This is a genomic window from Streptomyces flavalbus (assembly GCF_042674625.1).
GTDB classification, from domain to species: Bacteria; Actinomycetota; Actinomycetes; order Streptomycetales; family Streptomycetaceae; genus Streptomyces; species Streptomyces flavalbus.
In genome coordinates, this window is sequence record NZ_JBHTEB010000001.1 from 3,903,014 (window position 1) to 3,919,561 (window position 16,548).

The window sequence follows — 16,548 nt, forward strand, 5'->3', positions numbered from 1 at the left end:
ACGGCCCTGCGGACAGTTGGAAAGCGTGTTGGGGGCAACCCCTCACGAGTTCGAATCTCGTATCCTCCGCCAGTGCCTCACCGGGCACGATGTCGAAGGGCCCCACCGTTCGCGGTGGGGCCCTTCGACGTGTGGTGGTTGGTTGGGGGCCAGGGGGGCGCCTGTGAGGGCTAGAACTCCTGGTCGAGCGTTGTCCCCGTAGGGGCGCGGAAGCATCCGGATGTGAGGTTGAGCAAGATCTTCGGGTCCTTCTCCGTTCCGGCTGTGGCGCTGGACACCCACAGTTCCGCGTTCAAGGAGAAGGGCTCCGTCCTCAAGTCGGCCGTGAGCTCCAGCGTCCTGCTCTTGCTGTCGTTGGGGCCGTACTCGACGATCTTCCACTCCCGTTCGGGGAGAACCGCCTTCAGGCGCCGGAAGCCGTCCTTCAGTTCGTCCTCGGAGACGCCGTGGAGGGACCAGGGGTGCACCGTGCTGTACAGGTGCTCGGGGTCTTCTCCGCAGGGTGCGATGCCGGGGCCGGCTCGGTCACCTTGCCTGCCTTGATGCCGATCATGTCGTAGATCTGACTGGAGACAGCTTTCGCCTTCTGACGGGCCTCTTCCACGTCGAGCGTGGTGGGCTCGGACCTGGTGGGGTCATTGGCTGTGGAAGCGTTATCGCTGCGGTTCAACGTGCTCGAACATCCTGTTGCGGCGAGGGACAGAGCAACGGTCGCGAAGACAACACCCAGGCGGCGCGCCCGACGGCGGCGAGGGTTGTCAGCGGTGGTCAATCGTCTTCCTCCACCCTGTCGTAGCGGCCGACGACTACCGCTGCTTGGTTCTTCAGGCTCTGCGAGCGTTCGTTCCAGTAGTTGCTGTGGCCACTCGTGTCCACGTCCATACGATGAGCGCCGAAGGCTTCGTCAGAGGGGATGACCTGAACGTATCCCGCATTGAAGGGAATGCCGTTCCAGGTCTCGATGTCCCATCTTTCACCGCCCAGGCGGGCCACCTTTCCGCCAGCAGGCACAGGATCGCTCCTCGCGGCCTCTGACCACACGTGATCCTTGCCGACGTCGAGACCGTCTGCCCCGCCCACGAGCATCCCGGGACTACCAGCCACGACGATCTCGTCCGCCGACATGTTCCCTTTCGCCATGGCGGCGGCGCCCACCGTCGTGGAACCGTAGCTGTGGCCGATGACGGTCGCATGGCTGGCGTCCGGGCCGCCCTGAGCTGTCTGGAGTCCGTCCAGGAACCGGTTGAGCCTCGGGGCGCCGTCGTGCGCCCAGTGCTCGTCCATGGCCTCCGGGACGATGCTCTGCGGGGCGTCATAGCCGATCCAGGTGACTGTGGAAACGGACCGGCTCGGATCCATTGCCTGGGCTTCCGTCCATAACCTGGTCATTCGCCCGATGTCACCACCAGCGCCTTCAAGGCGCGACGTCGTGCCGGGCACATATACCGCCGTGTGATCCGCCGTGTCCGGGTTGCCGTTGGCGACGATGGCATGTCCGTTGCCCTTGGTGTCGAACCCAAGGAGGTAAGCCGGAGGGAGACCGTTCTTACCTGTGGCGTCGAAGCGGCTCTGGATGGCGTTCATGCCCTTGAGGGTCTTTTCCAGGGACGCCTTTCTGTCACCGTATTTCGCGTTCCACTCCTGCCATTCCTCGTTCACGCGCGGGAAGCCGCCGTGGGGGCCGTAGACGCAGCGCTCGGGCTCGGGAGGAATGGAGTCCAACTCCATCTGGTACTTCGCCCTGGTCTCCGCCAACACCGTACGGTTGGCCTCGTCACGGACTTCGGTGGGCAGGCCGTCGAGCGCGCCGACGGCTGTCGGCTGGAGGGTCAGGTACGCCGTCCGCTGCTCAGCGGTGAGGCTGTTCCACCAGCCGGCGTTCTCCTCGGGGCTGCCGTTCTTGGGCGGTTCCTTGATGCTGTCGAGGTAGTTCCCGGCGCTGTGGAGAACACCCTCGGTGTCCTTCTTCACGTCGGCCCAGTCCCGGTCGGAGACGGTCAGGTCGTCGTCGGCCTTCAGCGCCCGTAGCTTCGGCGCCCACTTCTCGTCGGCCTCGGTGGCTTCCCTGAGAGCCGTGGCGATCTGGTTGGCGTACTCCTGGGCGAGGAGCCGGTTGGGATTGGGATCGATGCTGCCTGCCTGGCGACCGATCGCGGCAGCCACCGGGGCTGTCAGGCCCCGCACCGTGCCGCCTGCGGGCAGCTTCCCGTCGGTCCTTTCCCCGCCCGGCGGGTAACTGATCGACCCGTCGGGATGCACGGTGAACTCCTTGGTCAGCGCGCCCATGACCGCGATGTCCAGCCTTCTCCTGGCCGCCTCCAGATCGTAGGAGAAGCCGTTGAGTGCCGTACTGATCAGACCGCATTCAGCCTGGGTGTAGTGGAGGTTCTCGGCCAGTTCCCTTAACTGATCGAGTGCCGCCCTGGCTGCCTCTCCTGCGAGGGACCCACGCATGGCCGCGGCGATCTGATGCTCGACGAGGTCCTTGGCGGCGCTGGCCATGTCACTCGTCGCGCGGTATCCGTCCGCCGCGTCCGTGAATCCGGACGGCTTGAGAGCGCTGAGCGTCGTGTAGTCCATGGCGCGTCCGGTCACCGGCCCTCGCGCTGGCCGCCGACGCTGGGACTGTCCTCGTACTGGACCCTCAGTTTGGTGATCTCGTCCTTGATCGCCTGGTCTGTCCTCAGTTGGTCGTTGCCCACCTTCTCGAACAGCTCGGCCAGCGTGTCGCACCGCTCGCTCACGTCCTTGACGTAGCGCGACCAGGAGTCACAGACCTCCCGCTGGGCAGCCGCGGTCAGGCAGCCGGGAGCCTTGCCGAGTCCTGTCTGACCGTCCGCCATCTTCGCCAGCGCCTGGGCGATGTCCTCACGCAGTTCCCTCACGTCCGTCCCGGCTTTGCCCCACACCGCCTTGTCGGACCGCAACCCACCGGAACCGCCACCACTGCCGAGTCGCGTCTGTGTGGTGTGCCGTACGGCCGCCGCGGTCTTGAGCTGCTCCCACTCGTCCCACGCCATGCGTGGTCCCTCCCCGTGTCCCGCCTCGCATCGCCGGGCGGAGGCGAACATGTGACAAACGCGCTGTGATGGTCGAGACGTACCGTAACGCCGTTCTTATGTGGGTCAGTTGCGTGGCGGGGTCGCGGGCAGCGGGTTGAGCGGTGGTGCTCCCGGCGGGACCGCTCTGGGCGGCGGTCTGGGCAAGGGCGGCTCGGGCCCCGTTCGAACTCAGGAGCGGAGGGTGAGAACGGGGCGAGGGTTCTGCCGCCGGGGTGGCCCTGATATGTCTGGGGCCCTGTGTTCGGTGGAGAGGACGTCTTCGGGAACTGGCCAGTGAGAGGTTGCCCTTCGGTCATGGAGTGGCTTGAGCGGGTGGGGCGGTTGCGGCAGTGGAGTCGGAGTGGGGTGCGGGCGCCGCACAAGCCGCTGCTGTTGTTGTACGCGTTGGGGCAGTTCCAGCGGGACGAGCAGGCGGAGCTGCGGTACAGCGCTGTTGAGGGGAGTCTTCAGCGGCTGCTCGCGGAGTACGGGCCGCCGAACCGGACCACGCCCGCCTACCCCTTCCACCACCTGGTGAGTGACGGGGTGTGGGAGGTCCGGACGGATCGTGGGCCCGGTAGTCCCGGGAGTGGGGTGGGGGAGTTGCGGGCCTCGAGGGCCGTGGGGCGGCTGGTGCCCGAGTTGCGGAGGGCGCTGGTGCGGGAGCCGGAGTTGTTGGGGCGGATGGCTCGGGTGTTGCTTGACCTGCACTTCCCGCCGTCGCTGCATGGTGAGTTGTGCGAGGCCGTCGGGCTGGAGCTGGAGCCCGCGGAGGCCGGGCCCTACGCGGGGGTGCTGCGGAGGCGGCGGGATCCGCGGATGCGGGAGCAGGTGCTCACCGCCTACGAGTACCAGTGCGCCTTCTGCGGGTACGACGGGGCGATCGGGGCCGTACCGGTGGGGCTGGAGGCCGCGCACGTGCGGTGGTGGGCGTTCGACGGGCCCGATGACGTCGACAACGGGCTGTGTCTGTGTGCGCTGCACCACAAGCTCTTCGACAAGGGGGTTCTCGGTGTGGGGGACGGGCACCGGATCATCGTGTCGCAGGAGTTCGTCGGGCGCGGTGCCGCCGCCCGTGAGTACGTCGTCGCGCTCGCCGGGCGGCCGGTCATCGGGCCGCAGCCGGGTGCCGAGCCGGTGGCCCACGGTCATCGGGAGTGGCATGTGAGGCAGGTGTTCCGGGGGAGGCCTCGGGGGCCCGTCCCGGCTGGCCTCAGCGGCGCCTCTCCCTGACCACCGTCACCGGGCAGTGGGCGTGGTGCAGCAGCGCCTGGCTCACCGAGCCCAGGAGCAGGCCCGTGAAGCCGCCGCGGCCGCGGGCGCCCGTCACCAGGAGCTGGGCGTGGCGGCTGGCCTCGATGAGGGCCGGGCGGGTGCGGGCGCGGATCAGGCGGCGTTCCACGGCCACCTGCGGGTACGCGGGCTGCCACCGCGCCACCGTCTCGTCCAGCAGGCGCTGCTCGGCCTCCCGGAGGTGGTCCGTGTCGACGACCATGGTCGACAGCGGGTCGCCGGGACCCTCGTACGCGCGTTCGCTCCAGGTGTTCCAGACGTGTACGGCGACCAGCGGCGCCCCGCGCAGCGCCGCCTCCGCGAACGCGTACTCCGCCGCCGCCTCCCCCGCCTCGGAACCGTCCACCGCCAGCACCACCGCGCCCAGCGGGTCGGGACGGCCCCGCACCACCAGCAGCGGGCAGGTGCCGTGCGCGGCCAGGTGCACCGCCGTCGAGCCCAGCAGCAACCCGGCGAACCCGCCCAGGCCACGGCTGCCGACCACGGCGAGCGACGCCGACCGCGACTCGACCTCCAGCACCTCGAAGGCGTCGCCCGCCACCACGGAACGGTCGATCTCGATGCCCGGCGCCACCTGGTACGCCCGTTCCTCGGCGCGGACCAGGGTGCCGTGAATCATCGGCTCCAGGCTGTGGTCGGCGCCGGTCGGCAGGTGGCCGTGGGGCTGGCCGAAGGCGTGCACGATGCGTAGGGATTGCCCTCGCAGGTGCGCCTCTCGGGCGGCGACCTCCACGGCGTGCAGGCTGGAGGGGGAGCCGTCCACGCCCACGATCACCGAGGGGTCGGACGCGTGCGGCGGGGTCCTCTCGGTCATCGTCCGCTCCTTCCTTGCCCTTCGTGCGTCTCCGCTCCGCGTACCACCGCCACCGGGCAGTGGGCGTGGTGCAGTACCGCCTGGCTCACCGAGCCGAGGAGCAGGCCCGTGAAGCCGCCGCGGCCCCGGGAGCCGACGACCAGGAGCTGCGCGGAGCGGCTCGCCTCGATCAGGGACTCCCGTGTGCCACCGTGCACGATCCGGTGTTCCACCACCACTCCCGGGTACCTCTCCTGACGGCCCGCGACCGCCTCGTACAGCAGGCGTTCCTCCTCCGCGGCGAGGGCGCCCGGCGGGTTCGCGTACGGCGTCGAAGGGTCCCGTGGGGCGGGCAGGGGGGCGTTCCACGTGGTCCAGGCGTGCAGCGCCAGCAGGGGGGCCTTGCGCAGTTCCGCCTCGGCGAAGGCGAAGTCCACGGCCCGTCCGCCCGCGGGTGAGCCGTCGACGCCGAGGACGACCGGGCCGTCCGGCGTGGGCTGCTCGCGCACCACCAGGACCGGGCAGCGGCCGTGCGCGGCCAGGTGCACCGCCGTGGAGCCGACGAGCAGGCCGACGAAGCCGCCCATCCCCCGGGAGCCGACGACCACCAGGTCCGCGGCGCGCGACTGCGCCTCCAGGACGGTCAGCGGGTCGCCGGTCAGCAGGGACTGTTCGACCTCCAGGCCCGGTGCCGTGGCCCGCGCCCGTTCCACCGCCTCCGTCAGCAGGCCCTCGGCCAGGGCGCGCAGGCCACCGTCGCCGGGGCCGACCGGCGAGGGGCCCAGGGGCACGTGCAGCGCGGGCCAGAAGAAGGCGTGCACGACCCTCAGGGTCGCCGCCCGCGCCCGCGCCTCCCGCGCCGCCGTCTCCACGGCGCCGAGGCTCGACGCCGAACCGTCCACGCCCACGATCACCAGACCGCTCATCGTGCCTCCCGTGCCGGGTGCCAACTCCGCTGCCGTTCGGGTGTCGCTTCCAGCACACCCCAGCGGGGCACGTTGTTGTAGGGCCGGGTGGCGCCGGGGGCGGGGCCGACCGGCACTCGGCGGGGGCGGGGCCGTAGGCACTCGGTCGCGCGGCGGCGTCCGTTCAGCGGCGGTACGCCGTCACCGCCACCGCGGGCAGCACCGCCAGCGCCAGCACCCCGCCCGTCAGCGCCAGCACGGGATAGCTCGCGGCGGCGACGACGATCCCGGAGGCCATGCCGCCGGTGGCGCCCGCGATGGCGATGGAGACGTCGACCAGGCCCTGGGTGCGGGCCCGGGTCGCCAGCGGAACGGCGTCGGTGATGATCGCCGTACCCGCGACCAGGCCGAAGTTCCAGCCAAGGCCGAGCAGCGCCAGCGCGACGGCGAGCAGGCCGATGGAGTCGGCGGGGGCGAGCGCCGCCACGACACCGGCGGCGAGCAGCGTGACGCCGGACGCGGCGGCCATCGCCAGTCGGCCGTACCGGTCCACGAGCCAGCCGGTCAGCGGCGAGGGCAGGTACATCGCGGCGATGTGGAGGGCGATGACCAGGCCCGTGGCGGCGGTACCGTGGCCGTGGTCGTGCATGTGGATGGGCGTCATCGTCATGACGGCGACCATCACCAACTGGGTGAGGATCATGACCAGCGCACCGAGCACGACACCGGCGCCGCGGGGGGCCGCTGCCGCGCTCTCACCGGGGGCGGGGGTCTTCTCGTCCGGTACGGCGTCGGTCTTCTGCTGCGATAGGGCGGTGGTCTTCTCCTGCGATACGGCGTCCGCGGCCAGGTCCCTCGCCAGGAGCAGGGGGTCGGGGCGCAGCCAGACGGCCAGTACCAGCGCCGCCAGCGCGTACGCCGCGCCGGAGAGGAGGAACGGCCCCGCCAGGTTCGGGATGCCGAGCCCCTCCGCGAACGTGCCCGTCGGCGCGGCGAGGTTGGGACCGGCGACGCCGCCGAGGGTCGTGGCGACCAGCACGGTCGACACCGCGCGGGCACGGCGGTCGGGCGTCGCGAGGTCCGCCCCGGCGTACCGGGCCTGGAGGTTGGTCGCGCTCCCGGCGCCGTACACGAACAGGGCGAGGAAGAGCAGGACGGGGCTGTCCAGCACCGCGGCGACGATGACGGCCGCGCTGCCGACCGCGCCGGTGAGGTACCCGGCGGCCAGTCCCGGGCGGCGTCCGCCGCGCTGCGAGATCCGGCCGACGGTGACGGCGGCCAGCGCGGACCCGGCGGTGAACAGGGCGCTGGGCAGGCCCGCGAGGCCCGTCGAGCCGAGCATGTCCTGCGCGAGCAGCCCGCCGACCGTGACCCCGGCGGCGAGCCCGGCGCCGCTGAGCACCTGCGCGGCGACCAGGACCCGCAGCACGCGGCGCTGGGCGGGGACGGTGCCGTCGGCGTCGCGTATGCCGGGCGGGGTGGCGGGGGCGGTGCTCGTCACGGTGGCTGCCTGCTCTCGTCGAGGCCGACGGGGCACATCCGCTGGGCCGCCCCCATCTGCTAATTCCAATGATCTACGGATCTTCGGAACAGCGTAGGAGATGTGGATTAGCGGGGCTAGGGCCTGTCGTCTGGATCATGCCGCGGACGACGGGCCCTACCCCCAGACCCGCAGCCGTGCCGACTCGGTCACCTGGTCCACGTCCGTCGTCCTGACCGTCACCTTCATCGTCCAGTCGCCCGCGACCGGCAGGTCGAGGGAGTCGGTGGCCCAGTAGCCGCCCCGGTCGGTCAGGTCGGCGGTGAGGGGGCCGATGTCCTGGGCGGGGAGGGTGAAGGAGAGCCGGAGTTCGGGGACCGTGGAGAGGCCGCCGTCGGCGGAGAAGACGACCGCCTGGACGCTGTTCTCGCCGACCCTGGCCGGGTCCAGGCTGATCTGCACCGTGCCCCGGCCGCCCGTCGCGCCCAGGTCGAAGGGGACCGTAGTGACCGCCGAACGCGGCTGCCCGGCGGGGGCGGCGGGCCCCCGCGCCGCCGGTCCGGCCGCGGCGGCCCCGGTCGCGGCGCGGCCGGGGAGCGTACTGGTCAGCACGGTCGTCAGGACCAGGACGACGACGCCGATGACCGCCTCGGTGAGGACCGAGCGGCGGAGGGCCAGGGGCTTCGTCGCGGGGGGCCCGGAGCCCTGCGCTGCGGGGAGTTCCCCGGCCATGGCCACGGGCCCGGAGCCCTGCGCTACGGGGAGCTGCCCGACCATGGCCACGGGCCCGGCGCCCGCTGCCACTCCCACGGACACCCGCTCCCGCGGCGGAGCAGCCGCCTCCGTCCCCCTCCGCAACCGCCGCGTCCAGCGGCGGGACAGCGTCGCCGCCGTCAGCAGCGCGGCGACCGCCCCCAGCTTGGCGAGCAGCAGGCGGCCGTACGAGGTGGTGGTGAGGGCGTCCAGGGGGCCGAGGCCGCGCCACGCCTGGTAGGTGCCGGTGACGACCAGGACGGTGACGCAGGTGAACGCCAGCCGCGAGAAGCGGGCGACGGCGGGCGCCGGGACCTCGGTGCGGTACAGCGCGGCGAGGCCGCCGAGCCAGACCGACGCCGCGAGCAGGTGCAGGGCGTGCGAGGTGACCGCCACCGGGACCTGGATACCGGCCGAGGCGTGTTCGGCCGCCGCCCAGGTCAGGGCCAGCGCGACGGCCACCGCGGCGCCGGTGCCGTAGGTGACGCGGGAGCGGGAGCCGCGCAGGACGCGGGCGGCGACGTACGCCGCCGGGGCGAGCAGGGCCAGGCGGGCCAGCAGGGCGAGACCGGGGCGGCTGGTCAAGGTGTGGGGGAGGGCGGACGCGTCCAGGGCAGTCGCCGGGCCGGTGCCCGCCTCGTACGGGGCGCGCAGCACCAGCAGGGCCAGGGTCGCCGTCAGCAGCGTCCACCAGGCGACGCGCAGGTGGGTGCGGAGCGGCGCGGGGTCGGGCGGGCGGCAGACCGCGGCGAAGACGGCGGTGCCGATCAGCAGGGCCACGGCGAGGTAGGCGAGGTAACGGGCGATGTTGTGCAGGCTCTTGGTGGCCGGGTCCTCGGTCGGACCGGTGTCCGGGGCCGCCACCGCCGGGGTGCGCTCCCCCACCGAGAAGGTGAACGCCCCCGACACCGGGTGACTGTCCGCCGACACCACCCGCCAGGCCACGGTGTACGTGCCGTGTCCGAGGCCGTCCGGCAGGGCGACCCGGACGGTGTGCGCGCCGCCGGGACCGTGCCGGGCCTCCGGCAGGTGCACGCGGCGGCCATCGGGGTCCAGCATCCGGACCGAGCCGTCCAGCAGGCCGACGGACTCGGTGAAGCTCAGGTCGAGGTGGCGGGGGGCCGACGTGAGGACGGTTCCGTCGCGCGGGCCGCTGTCGCGGAGGGCGGCGTGGGCCCAGACGGGGGCGGCGCCGCCGAGGAGGAGCAGGACCAGCACGGCGCCCAGCAGCACCAGCCGCCGGAGGGATCGCCGTCCCTTACCGGTGCCGGTCCCGGTGCCGTGCTCTCGCTCGCCCGCATCGCCCACCACTGCGTCTCCGTCGTCCCGACCTTCCGGTACCGCCCTTCCGGTTAGGTACGGACGCGGACGCCCCCGCGCTCACCAGGTCGGCCGCGCGGTCACCCCGCCGTCCACCACCAGGTCGTGCCCCGTCACCCAGGACGCCAGCGGCGACGCCAGGAACACACAGGCGTCGGCCACGTCCTCGGGGCGGCCGAGTCGGCCGAGCGGCGCCGCCCGCAGCCAGCGCTCCACGCCCTCCGGCCAGGCTTCCGCCAGCCCCTCACGGTCGATCAGGCCGGGCGAGACGGTGTTGACGCGGATGCCGTACGGGCCGTACTCCAGCGCCGCCCCGCGCGCGTGCATCACGATGGCCGCCTTGGAGGCGGAGTAGTGCACGTGTCCGGCGGCGGGGTGGGTCGCCTCGACGGACGCGATGTGCGTGACGCTGCCGCCCCGCTCACCGCCGTCGCTGCCGCCCCGCTCACCGCCATCGCTGCCGCCCCGCCCGTGACCGTTGCTGCCTCCCCGCCCGTCCTGCGCGCGCATGACCTCCACCGCCGCCTGCGTACACGCGAACACGCTGGTCAGATTGGTGTCCACGACTTCCCGCCACTCGTCGGCCGTCATCCCGGCCAGGGGCCGCACCGGCTGCACGCCCGCGTTGTTGACGACGGCGGTGAGGCGGCCGTCGGCCCACTCTGCCGCCTCGCGGACGACGCGGTGGCAGGCCGACTCGTCCGCGAGGTCCGCCTGGAGTACGACGGCCCGGCCGCCCGCGTCACGGATGCGGGACGCCACCTCGCGCGCCGCCGCCACCGCCGTACGGCAGTGGAGGGCGACCGCCGCGCCCTGTTCGGCGAACCGCAGCGCGACGCCCCGGCCGATGCCGCCGCCCGCCCCGGTGACGAGGGCCGTCTGGCCCCGTAGCAACGCCCCTGACCCACTCGGCACGCTCATGGACGGCACAGTGCCACGATGCGCGCGGCCTCGGCGGGATAACGGGCGGTCAGTTCGGCGGCGTCGCCGTGCTCGTAGGTGTCGTAGGAGAAGCCGGGGGCCATGGTGCAGCCGAAGAAGGACCAGGAGCCGTTCCCGGCGACCCGCGCGCCCATCCAGGTGCCCGCCGGGACGGTGAACTGGAGGTGCTGGCCGCGCGGGAGGTCCGGGCCGAGGAGGGCGGTGCGGGTGGTGCCGTCGGGGGCGAGGAGGAGCAGTTCCAGGGGGTCGCCGAGGTAGAAGTGCCAGACCTCGTCGGTGGGCAGGCGGTGCAGGGCCGAGTAGTCGTCGCGGGTGAGCAGGGCGACGATCGCGGTGCCTTCCGGTCGGCCGTCCGGGCGGTCGGGGCCCGCCCAGGTCTGCCGGAACAGGCCGCCCTCGCGCGGTATCGGCACCATGCCGTAGTGCGCGACGAGGGCCTCGGGGGTGACGGATCCGGGGGTGTCGGAGGTCATCCCGGCAGGCTACCCACCCGACCCCCCGTCAGGAGTGGTCAGGGAAGGCCGCCTCCCGCGTGAGGAAGGCGAGTTGGGCGTGCTTCTCGGGCAGGTACACGTCCGGGAGGTCTATCTCCGGCAGGACGACCCGCGGTCCCGCGACGAAGCCCTCCCTCACGAAGCGGGCGATCGCCTTCTCGTTGCGCACGTCCGGGTCCACGACGATCCGCCGCCGGTCGAGGACCAGCAGGGCGTACGACGTGACGACGCGCACCAGCGCCCCCGTCCAGCCGGGGCGTGCCGTGCCCGCGGCGGCGGGGGCGAGGAGCAGGTGGACGCCGATGTCGCCGGGCTCGGGCGGGTAGCACTCGCTGACCCGGTCGGCCTCGGGTTCGTAGGTCTGCAACAGGGCGACCGGCTCGTCCTCCTTGAGGAGGAGGAACGCGTGGTGGGTGTCGAGGGTGTCCATGTGGGCGTAGATCTCGGCGACCTGCTCACGCGTGAGGCCGTTCATGCCCCAGAACGCGGCCCGTTCCTCACTCACCCAGGAGTGCAGCACCGCGGCGTCCGCGGGGATGTCGACGGGGCGGACGCGGATCGTGCCGAACCCGTCGACGTGCTGTTCGTGCACGGGCTTGCGGACGCCGGTGGTTTCGAGGTCAGACATCGGTCTCCTTGGTCTCCTTGATCTTCATGGGCTCCATGGGCTCCATGGGCTCCTTGGTGAGCTGGTCCCAGTCGGTGACGACGGGGGCGAGGTCGCCCGCGAGCCAGAGGGGGAGCTGGTCGCGGTGGTGGGGCGAGCCGGGCACGCCGGACGCGCCGAACGGCACCACCCACCGGCTGTCCTCCCGGCGGGCCAGGTCCCACACGTAGCGGGCGGCCGGGCCACGGGCGGCGAGGTCGGTGAGCCCGGGCACGGCCGAGGTGCACAGCACGCAGTCGTGGTCGCCGGAGAGCCCGGGCTCGTCGTACGGGGCACCGGGCAGCGCCCGCCAGGGGGCGAGGCGGTGGGTGTCGCCCCAGGGGGCGGCAGGGCTCCCGGCCACCTCCTCGACCGCCGCCCGGACCACCGCGGGGCGGTCGACGCCGTACAGTTCCTCCAGCTCCTCCGCCCGCAGCAGGTTCTCCAGCGCGTAGCCCACGCGCGGGACGAGGGCCAGCCAGGGGAGGAGGACCTCCGGGTAGGCGGGCGGTTCGGTGAGCCCGGCGAAGGCGGGTGCGGCGGCGAGTCGGCGTACGACCGCGCCGCGCACCGCCGCGAAGGCCGCCGCGTCCTGGCTGTCCGCCGTCATCCGGCGGTCCCAGCGCAGCAGCCGGTCGCGGAGCGCGGCGGCGTCGGGGGTGAGGACGGCGGGGTCGGTGTCGGCCAGCAGGTCGAGCAGCGCGGCGGCGGAGCCGAGGTGGGTGTCCGTGTGCACGGCGGGCATGTCGGCGGCGGACCAGCGGTCCCTCTCCGCGAGCAGCGCGGCGATGCGGCGGGCGCGGTGCGGGGCGGCGAACTCGACGCCGAGCGGGGTGGCGAGGCCGCGCTGGTTGGCCATGACCGCGACACCGTCGGTGAGGTCCGCGCGGGGTGTCTCGTGCCAGCCCCGCCACTCGTGACCGGGCTCCCACGCGGGCACCGTACGGACGCGCCCCCGCTCGCCGCGCACCGGCACCCGGCCCGCGACCCGGTGCAGGATGCCGCCCTCGGTGTCGGCGGCCTGCACGACGTTCACCGGCTCGGCCCACTGGTCGAAGGCCCGGTCGACGTCGGCCACGGTACGGGCGCGCAGCAGCGGCAGCAGGGCGCCGAAGCCGAGGTCGCCGGTGACGCGGGGCGGGTAGCGGAGGCTGAGGGCGAGGGGGGCGGGGTCGCCGCCGGGGCCCTCCCCTCCGCCCGCGATCGCGGGGCCGTCATCGAGCCCGTCCGGGCCGCCCGCGATGACCGGCCCCCGGTCGGTCTCGATGACCTCGACCTCGACCTCGGTCCGCTCCTCGCCACCGCCCCCCACCTCGACCACTTCCGTGCGCCGTTCCGCCCGGTGCCACCGCCCGTCAGGCCCGAGCGCCTCCACCCCGGCCCCGGTCCGCCGCAGCCGCTCCTGGTAGAGGTCCTGGTAGTCGGCCATGGCGTTGGTGATGGCCCAGGCGACCGTGCCGGTGTGCCCGAAGTGGGCGATGCCCGGGACGCCGGGTACGGCGAGGCCGACGACGTCGAACTTCGGGCAGGACAGCCGGATCTGCTGGTAGACGCCGGGGTCCTCGATGAACCGGTGCGGGTCCCCCGCGATGACCGCGTGCCCGGTGACCGTGCGCTCGCCGGAGACGAGCCAGCCGTTGCTGCCGGAGGTGCCGGGACCGTCGGTGGCGAACAGGCCGACCGCGTCGGGACCGAGGTGCCGTACGACGTGGTCGCGCCAGAGCTTGGCGGGGAAGCCCGCGAAGAGGATGTGCGTGGCGAGCCAGACACCGAACGGCGTCCACGGCTCCCAGCGGCCGGGGGCGAGGCCCGTGCGGTCGAACTCGGGGGTGCGGCGGGCCCCTTCGGCGAGGCCGTCGTTCACCCCGTCGACGTAGGCGCGCACCCAGTCGGCGGTCTCCGGGTCCCGTTCCTCCAGGGAGCGGAAGCAGCGCCTTGCGGTGTCGTCGAGGCGGGCGCGTCTGACGAAGACGTCCCAGCCGACGGCGTCGGCGCCGAGGAAGGACGCCGAGGTGCCCCGCGCGCGGTGCCGTTCCACCTCCAGTTGCCAGGCGCGGTCGAGCGCGGTGACCCGCCCCTGGGCGCGGGCGAGCGCGGTGGCGTCGGCGGCGCGCAGGTGGGGGATGCCGTAGGCGTCCCGGTAGATCTCGGTCGTCACCTCGTGACCCGCCCTCTCTGAGGAAGCACTAAAGGAATAGGTAAGGCTTGCCTAAGTATTAGCGAGGGAATCGTACGTGACCCGTGCGCACGGAGGTGACCGCGCGGTCCGGCCCCCGGAGCGGGATCATCGGTCCATGGACGTCACCCTCCACCTCGCCCAGGACCCCGAGGCCGACGCGCTCCTCGGGCGCAGTCCGCTCGCCGCGCTCATCGGCATGTTGCTGGACCAGCAGGTGCCGATGGAATGGGCGTTCAAGGGCCCCGCGACCATCGCCGCCCGCCTCGGCGCGGACGACCTCGACGCCCACGAGATCGCCGCGCACGACCCCGAGTCCTTCGCCGCGCTGCTCGCCGCGAAACCGGCGGTGCACCGCTACCCCGGCTCGATGGCCAAGCGGGTCCAGCAACTGTGCCAGTACCTCGTCGAGCACTACGACGGTGACGCCAGCGCCGTCTGGGAGGGCGTCGCCGACGGCCCCGAACTGCTGCGGCGGCTCCAGGAACTGCCCGGCTTCGGCAGGCAGAAGGCGCAGATCTTCCTCGCCCTGCTCGGCAAGCAGCTCGGCGTGCGCCCCGAGGGCTGGCAGGAGGCGGCGGGCGACTACGGGGCGCCGGGGAGCTTCCGCTCCGTCGCGGACATCACCGGCCCGGAGTCACTGGCGAAGGTGCGGGCGCACAAGCAGGAGATGAAGGCGGCGGCGAAGGCCGCGAAAGGGAAGTAACGCCGTCAGCCGGGTGGCCCACCCCGGCGTGCGGCGCGCGCCCGCGCGCCCCCAGCATGGACCATGACCGAGGCACCGAGCGGCTCCCCCTGGGGCCCGGAGTACGACGACCGCCACGCACACGCCACCGCCCGCGGACGGCAGTACGGCGGTCCCGCGCAGGGCGGTCCCGCGCACGGCGGCCCCTCGCACGGCGGTCCCTCGCACGGCGGTCCCTCGCACGGCGGTCCCTCGTACGACGGTCCGGAGCCCCCCTTCGAAGGCCCCCTGCACCTGCTGTCCCGTTCCGCCTGGCAGGCCCTCCTGCTCACCGGCGTCGCCTCGCTGGTCCTCGGTGTCCTGGTCCTGGTCTGGCCGGGCGCCTCACTGCGGGCCGCCGGGGTGCTGTTCGGCCTCTACCTCGTCGTCAGCGGCGTCTTCCAACTCGCCGCCGCCTTCGGCACCCACCGCACCACCGCCCTGCGCGTCATGGCCTTCGTCAGCGGCGTGCTGTCCATCCTCCTCGGCCTGTTCTGCTTCCGCGGCGCCCTCCAGTCGATCCTGCTGCTCGCCCTGTGGATCGGCATCGGCTGGCTGTTCCGCGGCCTCACCCAGACCCTGGCCGCCGCCTCCGACCCGGCGATGCCCGCGCGCGGCTGGCAGCTCCTGCTCGGGGTCGTCACCCTGCTCGCGGGCGTCGTGCTGATCGTCTCGCCGTTCGAGTCGGTCGCCGTGCTCACCGTCGTCGGCGGCTGCTGGCTGGTCGCGGTCGGCGTCGTCGAGATCATCGCCGGGTTCGGCATCAGGCGGCGGGCGGGCCGGGTGCCGCGGGAGTTGTGAGGCGGCGGGCGGTGCGCTGGGCCGGACGGGTGCATCCGCGGAGCGGGACGGTGGCTCCGGCGACAGCGCCGGGGAGACGTCCCGACATGAGCCGTACGCCACACCCCGACCGCCGTCACGCGTGGCTCCGGGCGCTGGTGCTGCTGCTCGTCCTGTGCGTGCCGGGGGCGCACGCCGGGGCTCAGGCGGTGCCACCGGTGACGGTGACCGCCGAGAACGGTGGTACGGCGGCGGAGGCCGACCCCCTCGACACGGCCCTGCGGGCACCGGGCAGGGGCGCGCACCGGCCCGTCGTACCGCAGCGCCCGGCGGGCAGGCCCACCCCGCCCGCCGCACGGGCGGGCCACGGCCCTCGGACCACCCTCCCGCCCCGACCGCCGTACGCCCTCCAGTCCTTGCGCTGCGTGGTGCTGATCTGCTGACGGCCCGCCTCGACGGCGGCCACCAGTCACGAGTGACCAGCCATCAGCCATCAGCCATCAGTCATCAGTCATCAGCCACCGATCGTCGACATCGCGAGGACGGAACCACAGCCATGCCCAGTGACCCGTACGCGGTCCTGCGCGCCCTCCTGCGCGCCGAGGCCGTACGCAACAGGCCCCCGCAGCCCGCGACCCGCGCCGAGCAGCGCTCGGAGCGGCAGTCCGCGAAGGGCGGCCGGGAACGGGGCTGACGGACCCCGGTGGGCGCGGCGGAGCCGGACCGACCGCCTCCGCCGCGCCCGGCCGTCCACAGGCTGTGCACACCGCGCGCCCCCACGCCCGGGTCACCGTTTCCCGAACACCTTTCCGCTTTACACAGGTTTACGACGTCATTTCGCGGCCCGCACTCACCCCGCACGGCTGCGCCCGGAACGTCAGGACCGGTAGGCTTTCCGTGTGATCTTCAAGCGCATCGGAAACGGCCGGCCGTACCCCGACCACGGCCGGGAAAGCACCCGGCAGTGGGCGGACGTCGCACCGCGCCCGGTCCGCCTCGATCAGCTCGTGACGACCAAGCAGCAACTCGACCTGGAGACACTCCTCGCCGAGGACTCCACCTTCTACGGCGACCTCTTCGCGCACGTCGTGAAGTGGCAGGGCGACCTGTACCTGGAGGACGGCCTGCACCGCGCCGTCCGGGCGGCCCTCCAGCAGCGCCAGGTGCTGCACGCGCGCGTGCTCGAACTCGACTGACGCCC

17 protein-coding genes are annotated in these 16,548 nt (G+C 73.2%); 6 read left to right on the top strand and 11 right to left on the bottom strand.

Annotation, left to right across the window (positions count from 1 at the left end; translation table 11 throughout):
• Positions 1–170: 170 nt before the first annotated feature.
• The 3 genes from ACFQZ6_RS17535 to ACFQZ6_RS17545 form a co-directional block, all read right to left on the bottom strand.
• Positions 171–467, bottom strand: coding sequence for a hypothetical protein (locus tag ACFQZ6_RS17535; protein WP_381610005.1), 297 nt, complete (start codon positions 465–467; stop codon positions 171–173).
• 301 nt (positions 468–768) lie between these two features.
• Complete coding sequence (locus ACFQZ6_RS17540; RefSeq protein WP_381610008.1) at positions 769–2,580, bottom strand: alpha/beta hydrolase; 1,812 nt, start codon at positions 2,578–2,580, stop codon at positions 769–771.
• Between the two features lie 11 nt (positions 2,581–2,591).
• Positions 2,592–3,020, bottom strand: a complete 429-nt coding sequence (locus ACFQZ6_RS17545) for a hypothetical protein (RefSeq protein ID WP_381610011.1) — start codon at positions 3,018–3,020, stop codon at positions 2,592–2,594.
• Between the two features lie 336 nt (positions 3,021–3,356).
• Between ACFQZ6_RS17545 and ACFQZ6_RS17550 the strand changes: the two genes are divergently transcribed.
• Positions 3,357–4,274: a phosphorothioated DNA-binding restriction endonuclease gene (locus ACFQZ6_RS17550; RefSeq protein WP_381610014.1), complete on the top strand. Its 918-nt coding sequence runs from the start codon at positions 3,357–3,359 to the stop codon at positions 4,272–4,274.
• Here the strand turns inward: ACFQZ6_RS17550 and ACFQZ6_RS17555 are convergent.
• From ACFQZ6_RS17555 to ACFQZ6_RS17590, 8 genes are all read right to left on the bottom strand, one after another.
• A complete protein-coding gene (locus tag ACFQZ6_RS17555) occupies positions 4,255–5,148 on the bottom strand; it encodes a universal stress protein (RefSeq protein ID WP_381610017.1) in 894 nt (297 codons plus the stop codon). The genes ACFQZ6_RS17550 and ACFQZ6_RS17555 overlap by 20 nt on opposite strands.
• Positions 5,145–6,053 (bottom strand): universal stress protein, encoded by a 909-nt coding sequence (locus ACFQZ6_RS17560; protein ID WP_381610020.1) that lies wholly within the window; start codon positions 6,051–6,053, stop codon positions 5,145–5,147. The genes ACFQZ6_RS17555 and ACFQZ6_RS17560 overlap by 4 nt, the downstream gene beginning before the upstream one ends.
• A gap of 163 nt (positions 6,054–6,216) precedes the next feature.
• On the bottom strand, positions 6,217–7,533 hold the full coding sequence (locus tag ACFQZ6_RS17565) for an MFS transporter (protein ID WP_381610023.1): 1,317 nt from the start codon (positions 7,531–7,533) through the stop codon (positions 6,217–6,219).
• A 156-nt stretch (positions 7,534–7,689) separates the two neighbouring features.
• Positions 7,690–9,498 (bottom strand): copper resistance CopC/CopD family protein, encoded by a 1,809-nt coding sequence (locus tag ACFQZ6_RS17570; RefSeq protein WP_381618390.1) that lies wholly within the window; start codon positions 9,496–9,498, stop codon positions 7,690–7,692.
• Positions 9,499–9,645: 147 nt separating this feature from the next.
• The gene (locus ACFQZ6_RS17575; protein WP_381610026.1) at positions 9,646–10,506 is read right to left on the bottom strand and encodes an SDR family NAD(P)-dependent oxidoreductase; all 861 of its coding nucleotides are present in this window, start codon (positions 10,504–10,506) and stop codon (positions 9,646–9,648) included.
• Positions 10,503–11,000 (bottom strand): cupin domain-containing protein, encoded by a 498-nt coding sequence (locus ACFQZ6_RS17580; RefSeq protein WP_381610028.1) that lies wholly within the window; start codon positions 10,998–11,000, stop codon positions 10,503–10,505. The genes ACFQZ6_RS17575 and ACFQZ6_RS17580 overlap by 4 nt, the downstream gene beginning before the upstream one ends.
• Before the next feature lie 28 nt (positions 11,001–11,028).
• Positions 11,029–11,649 carry a GNAT family N-acetyltransferase gene (locus ACFQZ6_RS17585; protein WP_381610032.1) on the bottom strand — a complete coding sequence of 207 codons (621 nt, stop codon included), beginning with the start codon at positions 11,647–11,649 and terminating at the stop codon, positions 11,029–11,031.
• Positions 11,642–13,825, bottom strand: coding sequence for a penicillin acylase family protein (locus ACFQZ6_RS17590; RefSeq protein ID WP_381610035.1), 2,184 nt, complete (start codon positions 13,823–13,825; stop codon positions 11,642–11,644). The genes ACFQZ6_RS17585 and ACFQZ6_RS17590 overlap by 8 nt, the downstream gene beginning before the upstream one ends.
• A 136-nt stretch (positions 13,826–13,961) precedes the next feature.
• Here ACFQZ6_RS17590 and ACFQZ6_RS17595 point away from each other — a divergent pair, with 136 nt between their 5' ends.
• From ACFQZ6_RS17595 to ACFQZ6_RS17615, 5 genes are all read left to right on the top strand, one after another.
• Positions 13,962–14,549 carry an HhH-GPD-type base excision DNA repair protein gene (locus tag ACFQZ6_RS17595; RefSeq protein WP_381610038.1) on the top strand — a complete coding sequence of 196 codons (588 nt, stop codon included), beginning with the start codon at positions 13,962–13,964 and terminating at the stop codon, positions 14,547–14,549.
• Between the two features lie 63 nt (positions 14,550–14,612).
• Positions 14,613–15,368, top strand: coding sequence for an HdeD family acid-resistance protein (locus tag ACFQZ6_RS17600; RefSeq protein ID WP_381610041.1), 756 nt, complete (start codon positions 14,613–14,615; stop codon positions 15,366–15,368).
• Between the two features lie 86 nt (positions 15,369–15,454).
• A complete protein-coding gene (locus ACFQZ6_RS17605) occupies positions 15,455–15,790 on the top strand; it encodes a hypothetical protein (RefSeq protein WP_381610044.1) in 336 nt (111 codons plus the stop codon).
• Positions 15,791–15,903: 113 nt separating this feature from the next.
• A complete protein-coding gene (locus ACFQZ6_RS17610; protein ID WP_381610047.1) occupies positions 15,904–16,041 on the top strand; it encodes a hypothetical protein in 138 nt (45 codons plus the stop codon).
• 205 nt (positions 16,042–16,246) lie between these two features.
• Positions 16,247–16,543, top strand: coding sequence for a type II toxin-antitoxin system VapB family antitoxin (locus ACFQZ6_RS17615; protein WP_004943146.1), 297 nt, complete (start codon positions 16,247–16,249; stop codon positions 16,541–16,543).
• The last annotated feature ends 5 nt before the right edge of the window (positions 16,544–16,548 follow it).

What these genes read in the sequence shown, in the direction of transcription:
- ACFQZ6_RS17580 (WP_381610028.1), bottom strand. Translation starts at nt 11,000, where the DNA reads ATGACCTCCGACACCCCCGGATCCGTCACCCCCGAGGCCCTCGTCGCG.
- ACFQZ6_RS17550 (WP_381610014.1), top strand. Translation starts at nt 3,357, where the DNA reads ATGGAGTGGCTTGAGCGGGTGGGGCGGTTGCGGCAGTGGAGTCGGAGT.
- ACFQZ6_RS17575 (WP_381610026.1), bottom strand. Translation starts at nt 10,506, where the DNA reads ATGAGCGTGCCGAGTGGGTCAGGGGCGTTGCTACGGGGCCAGACGGCC.
- ACFQZ6_RS17555 (WP_381610017.1), bottom strand. Translation starts at nt 5,148, where the DNA reads ATGACCGAGAGGACCCCGCCGCACGCGTCCGACCCCTCGGTGATCGTG.
- ACFQZ6_RS17540 (WP_381610008.1), bottom strand. Translation starts at nt 2,580, where the DNA reads ATGGACTACACGACGCTCAGCGCTCTCAAGCCGTCCGGATTCACGGAC.
- ACFQZ6_RS17610 (WP_381610047.1), top strand. Translation starts at nt 15,904, where the DNA reads ATGCCCAGTGACCCGTACGCGGTCCTGCGCGCCCTCCTGCGCGCCGAG.
- ACFQZ6_RS17545 (WP_381610011.1), bottom strand. Translation starts at nt 3,020, where the DNA reads ATGGCGTGGGACGAGTGGGAGCAGCTCAAGACCGCGGCGGCCGTACGG.
- ACFQZ6_RS17600 (WP_381610041.1), top strand. Translation starts at nt 14,613, where the DNA reads ATGACCGAGGCACCGAGCGGCTCCCCCTGGGGCCCGGAGTACGACGAC.
- ACFQZ6_RS17605 (WP_381610044.1), top strand. Translation starts at nt 15,455, where the DNA reads ATGAGCCGTACGCCACACCCCGACCGCCGTCACGCGTGGCTCCGGGCG.
- ACFQZ6_RS17585 (WP_381610032.1), bottom strand. Translation starts at nt 11,649, where the DNA reads ATGTCTGACCTCGAAACCACCGGCGTCCGCAAGCCCGTGCACGAACAG.
- ACFQZ6_RS17595 (WP_381610038.1), top strand. Translation starts at nt 13,962, where the DNA reads ATGGACGTCACCCTCCACCTCGCCCAGGACCCCGAGGCCGACGCGCTC.
- ACFQZ6_RS17560 (WP_381610020.1), bottom strand. Translation starts at nt 6,053, where the DNA reads ATGAGCGGTCTGGTGATCGTGGGCGTGGACGGTTCGGCGTCGAGCCTC.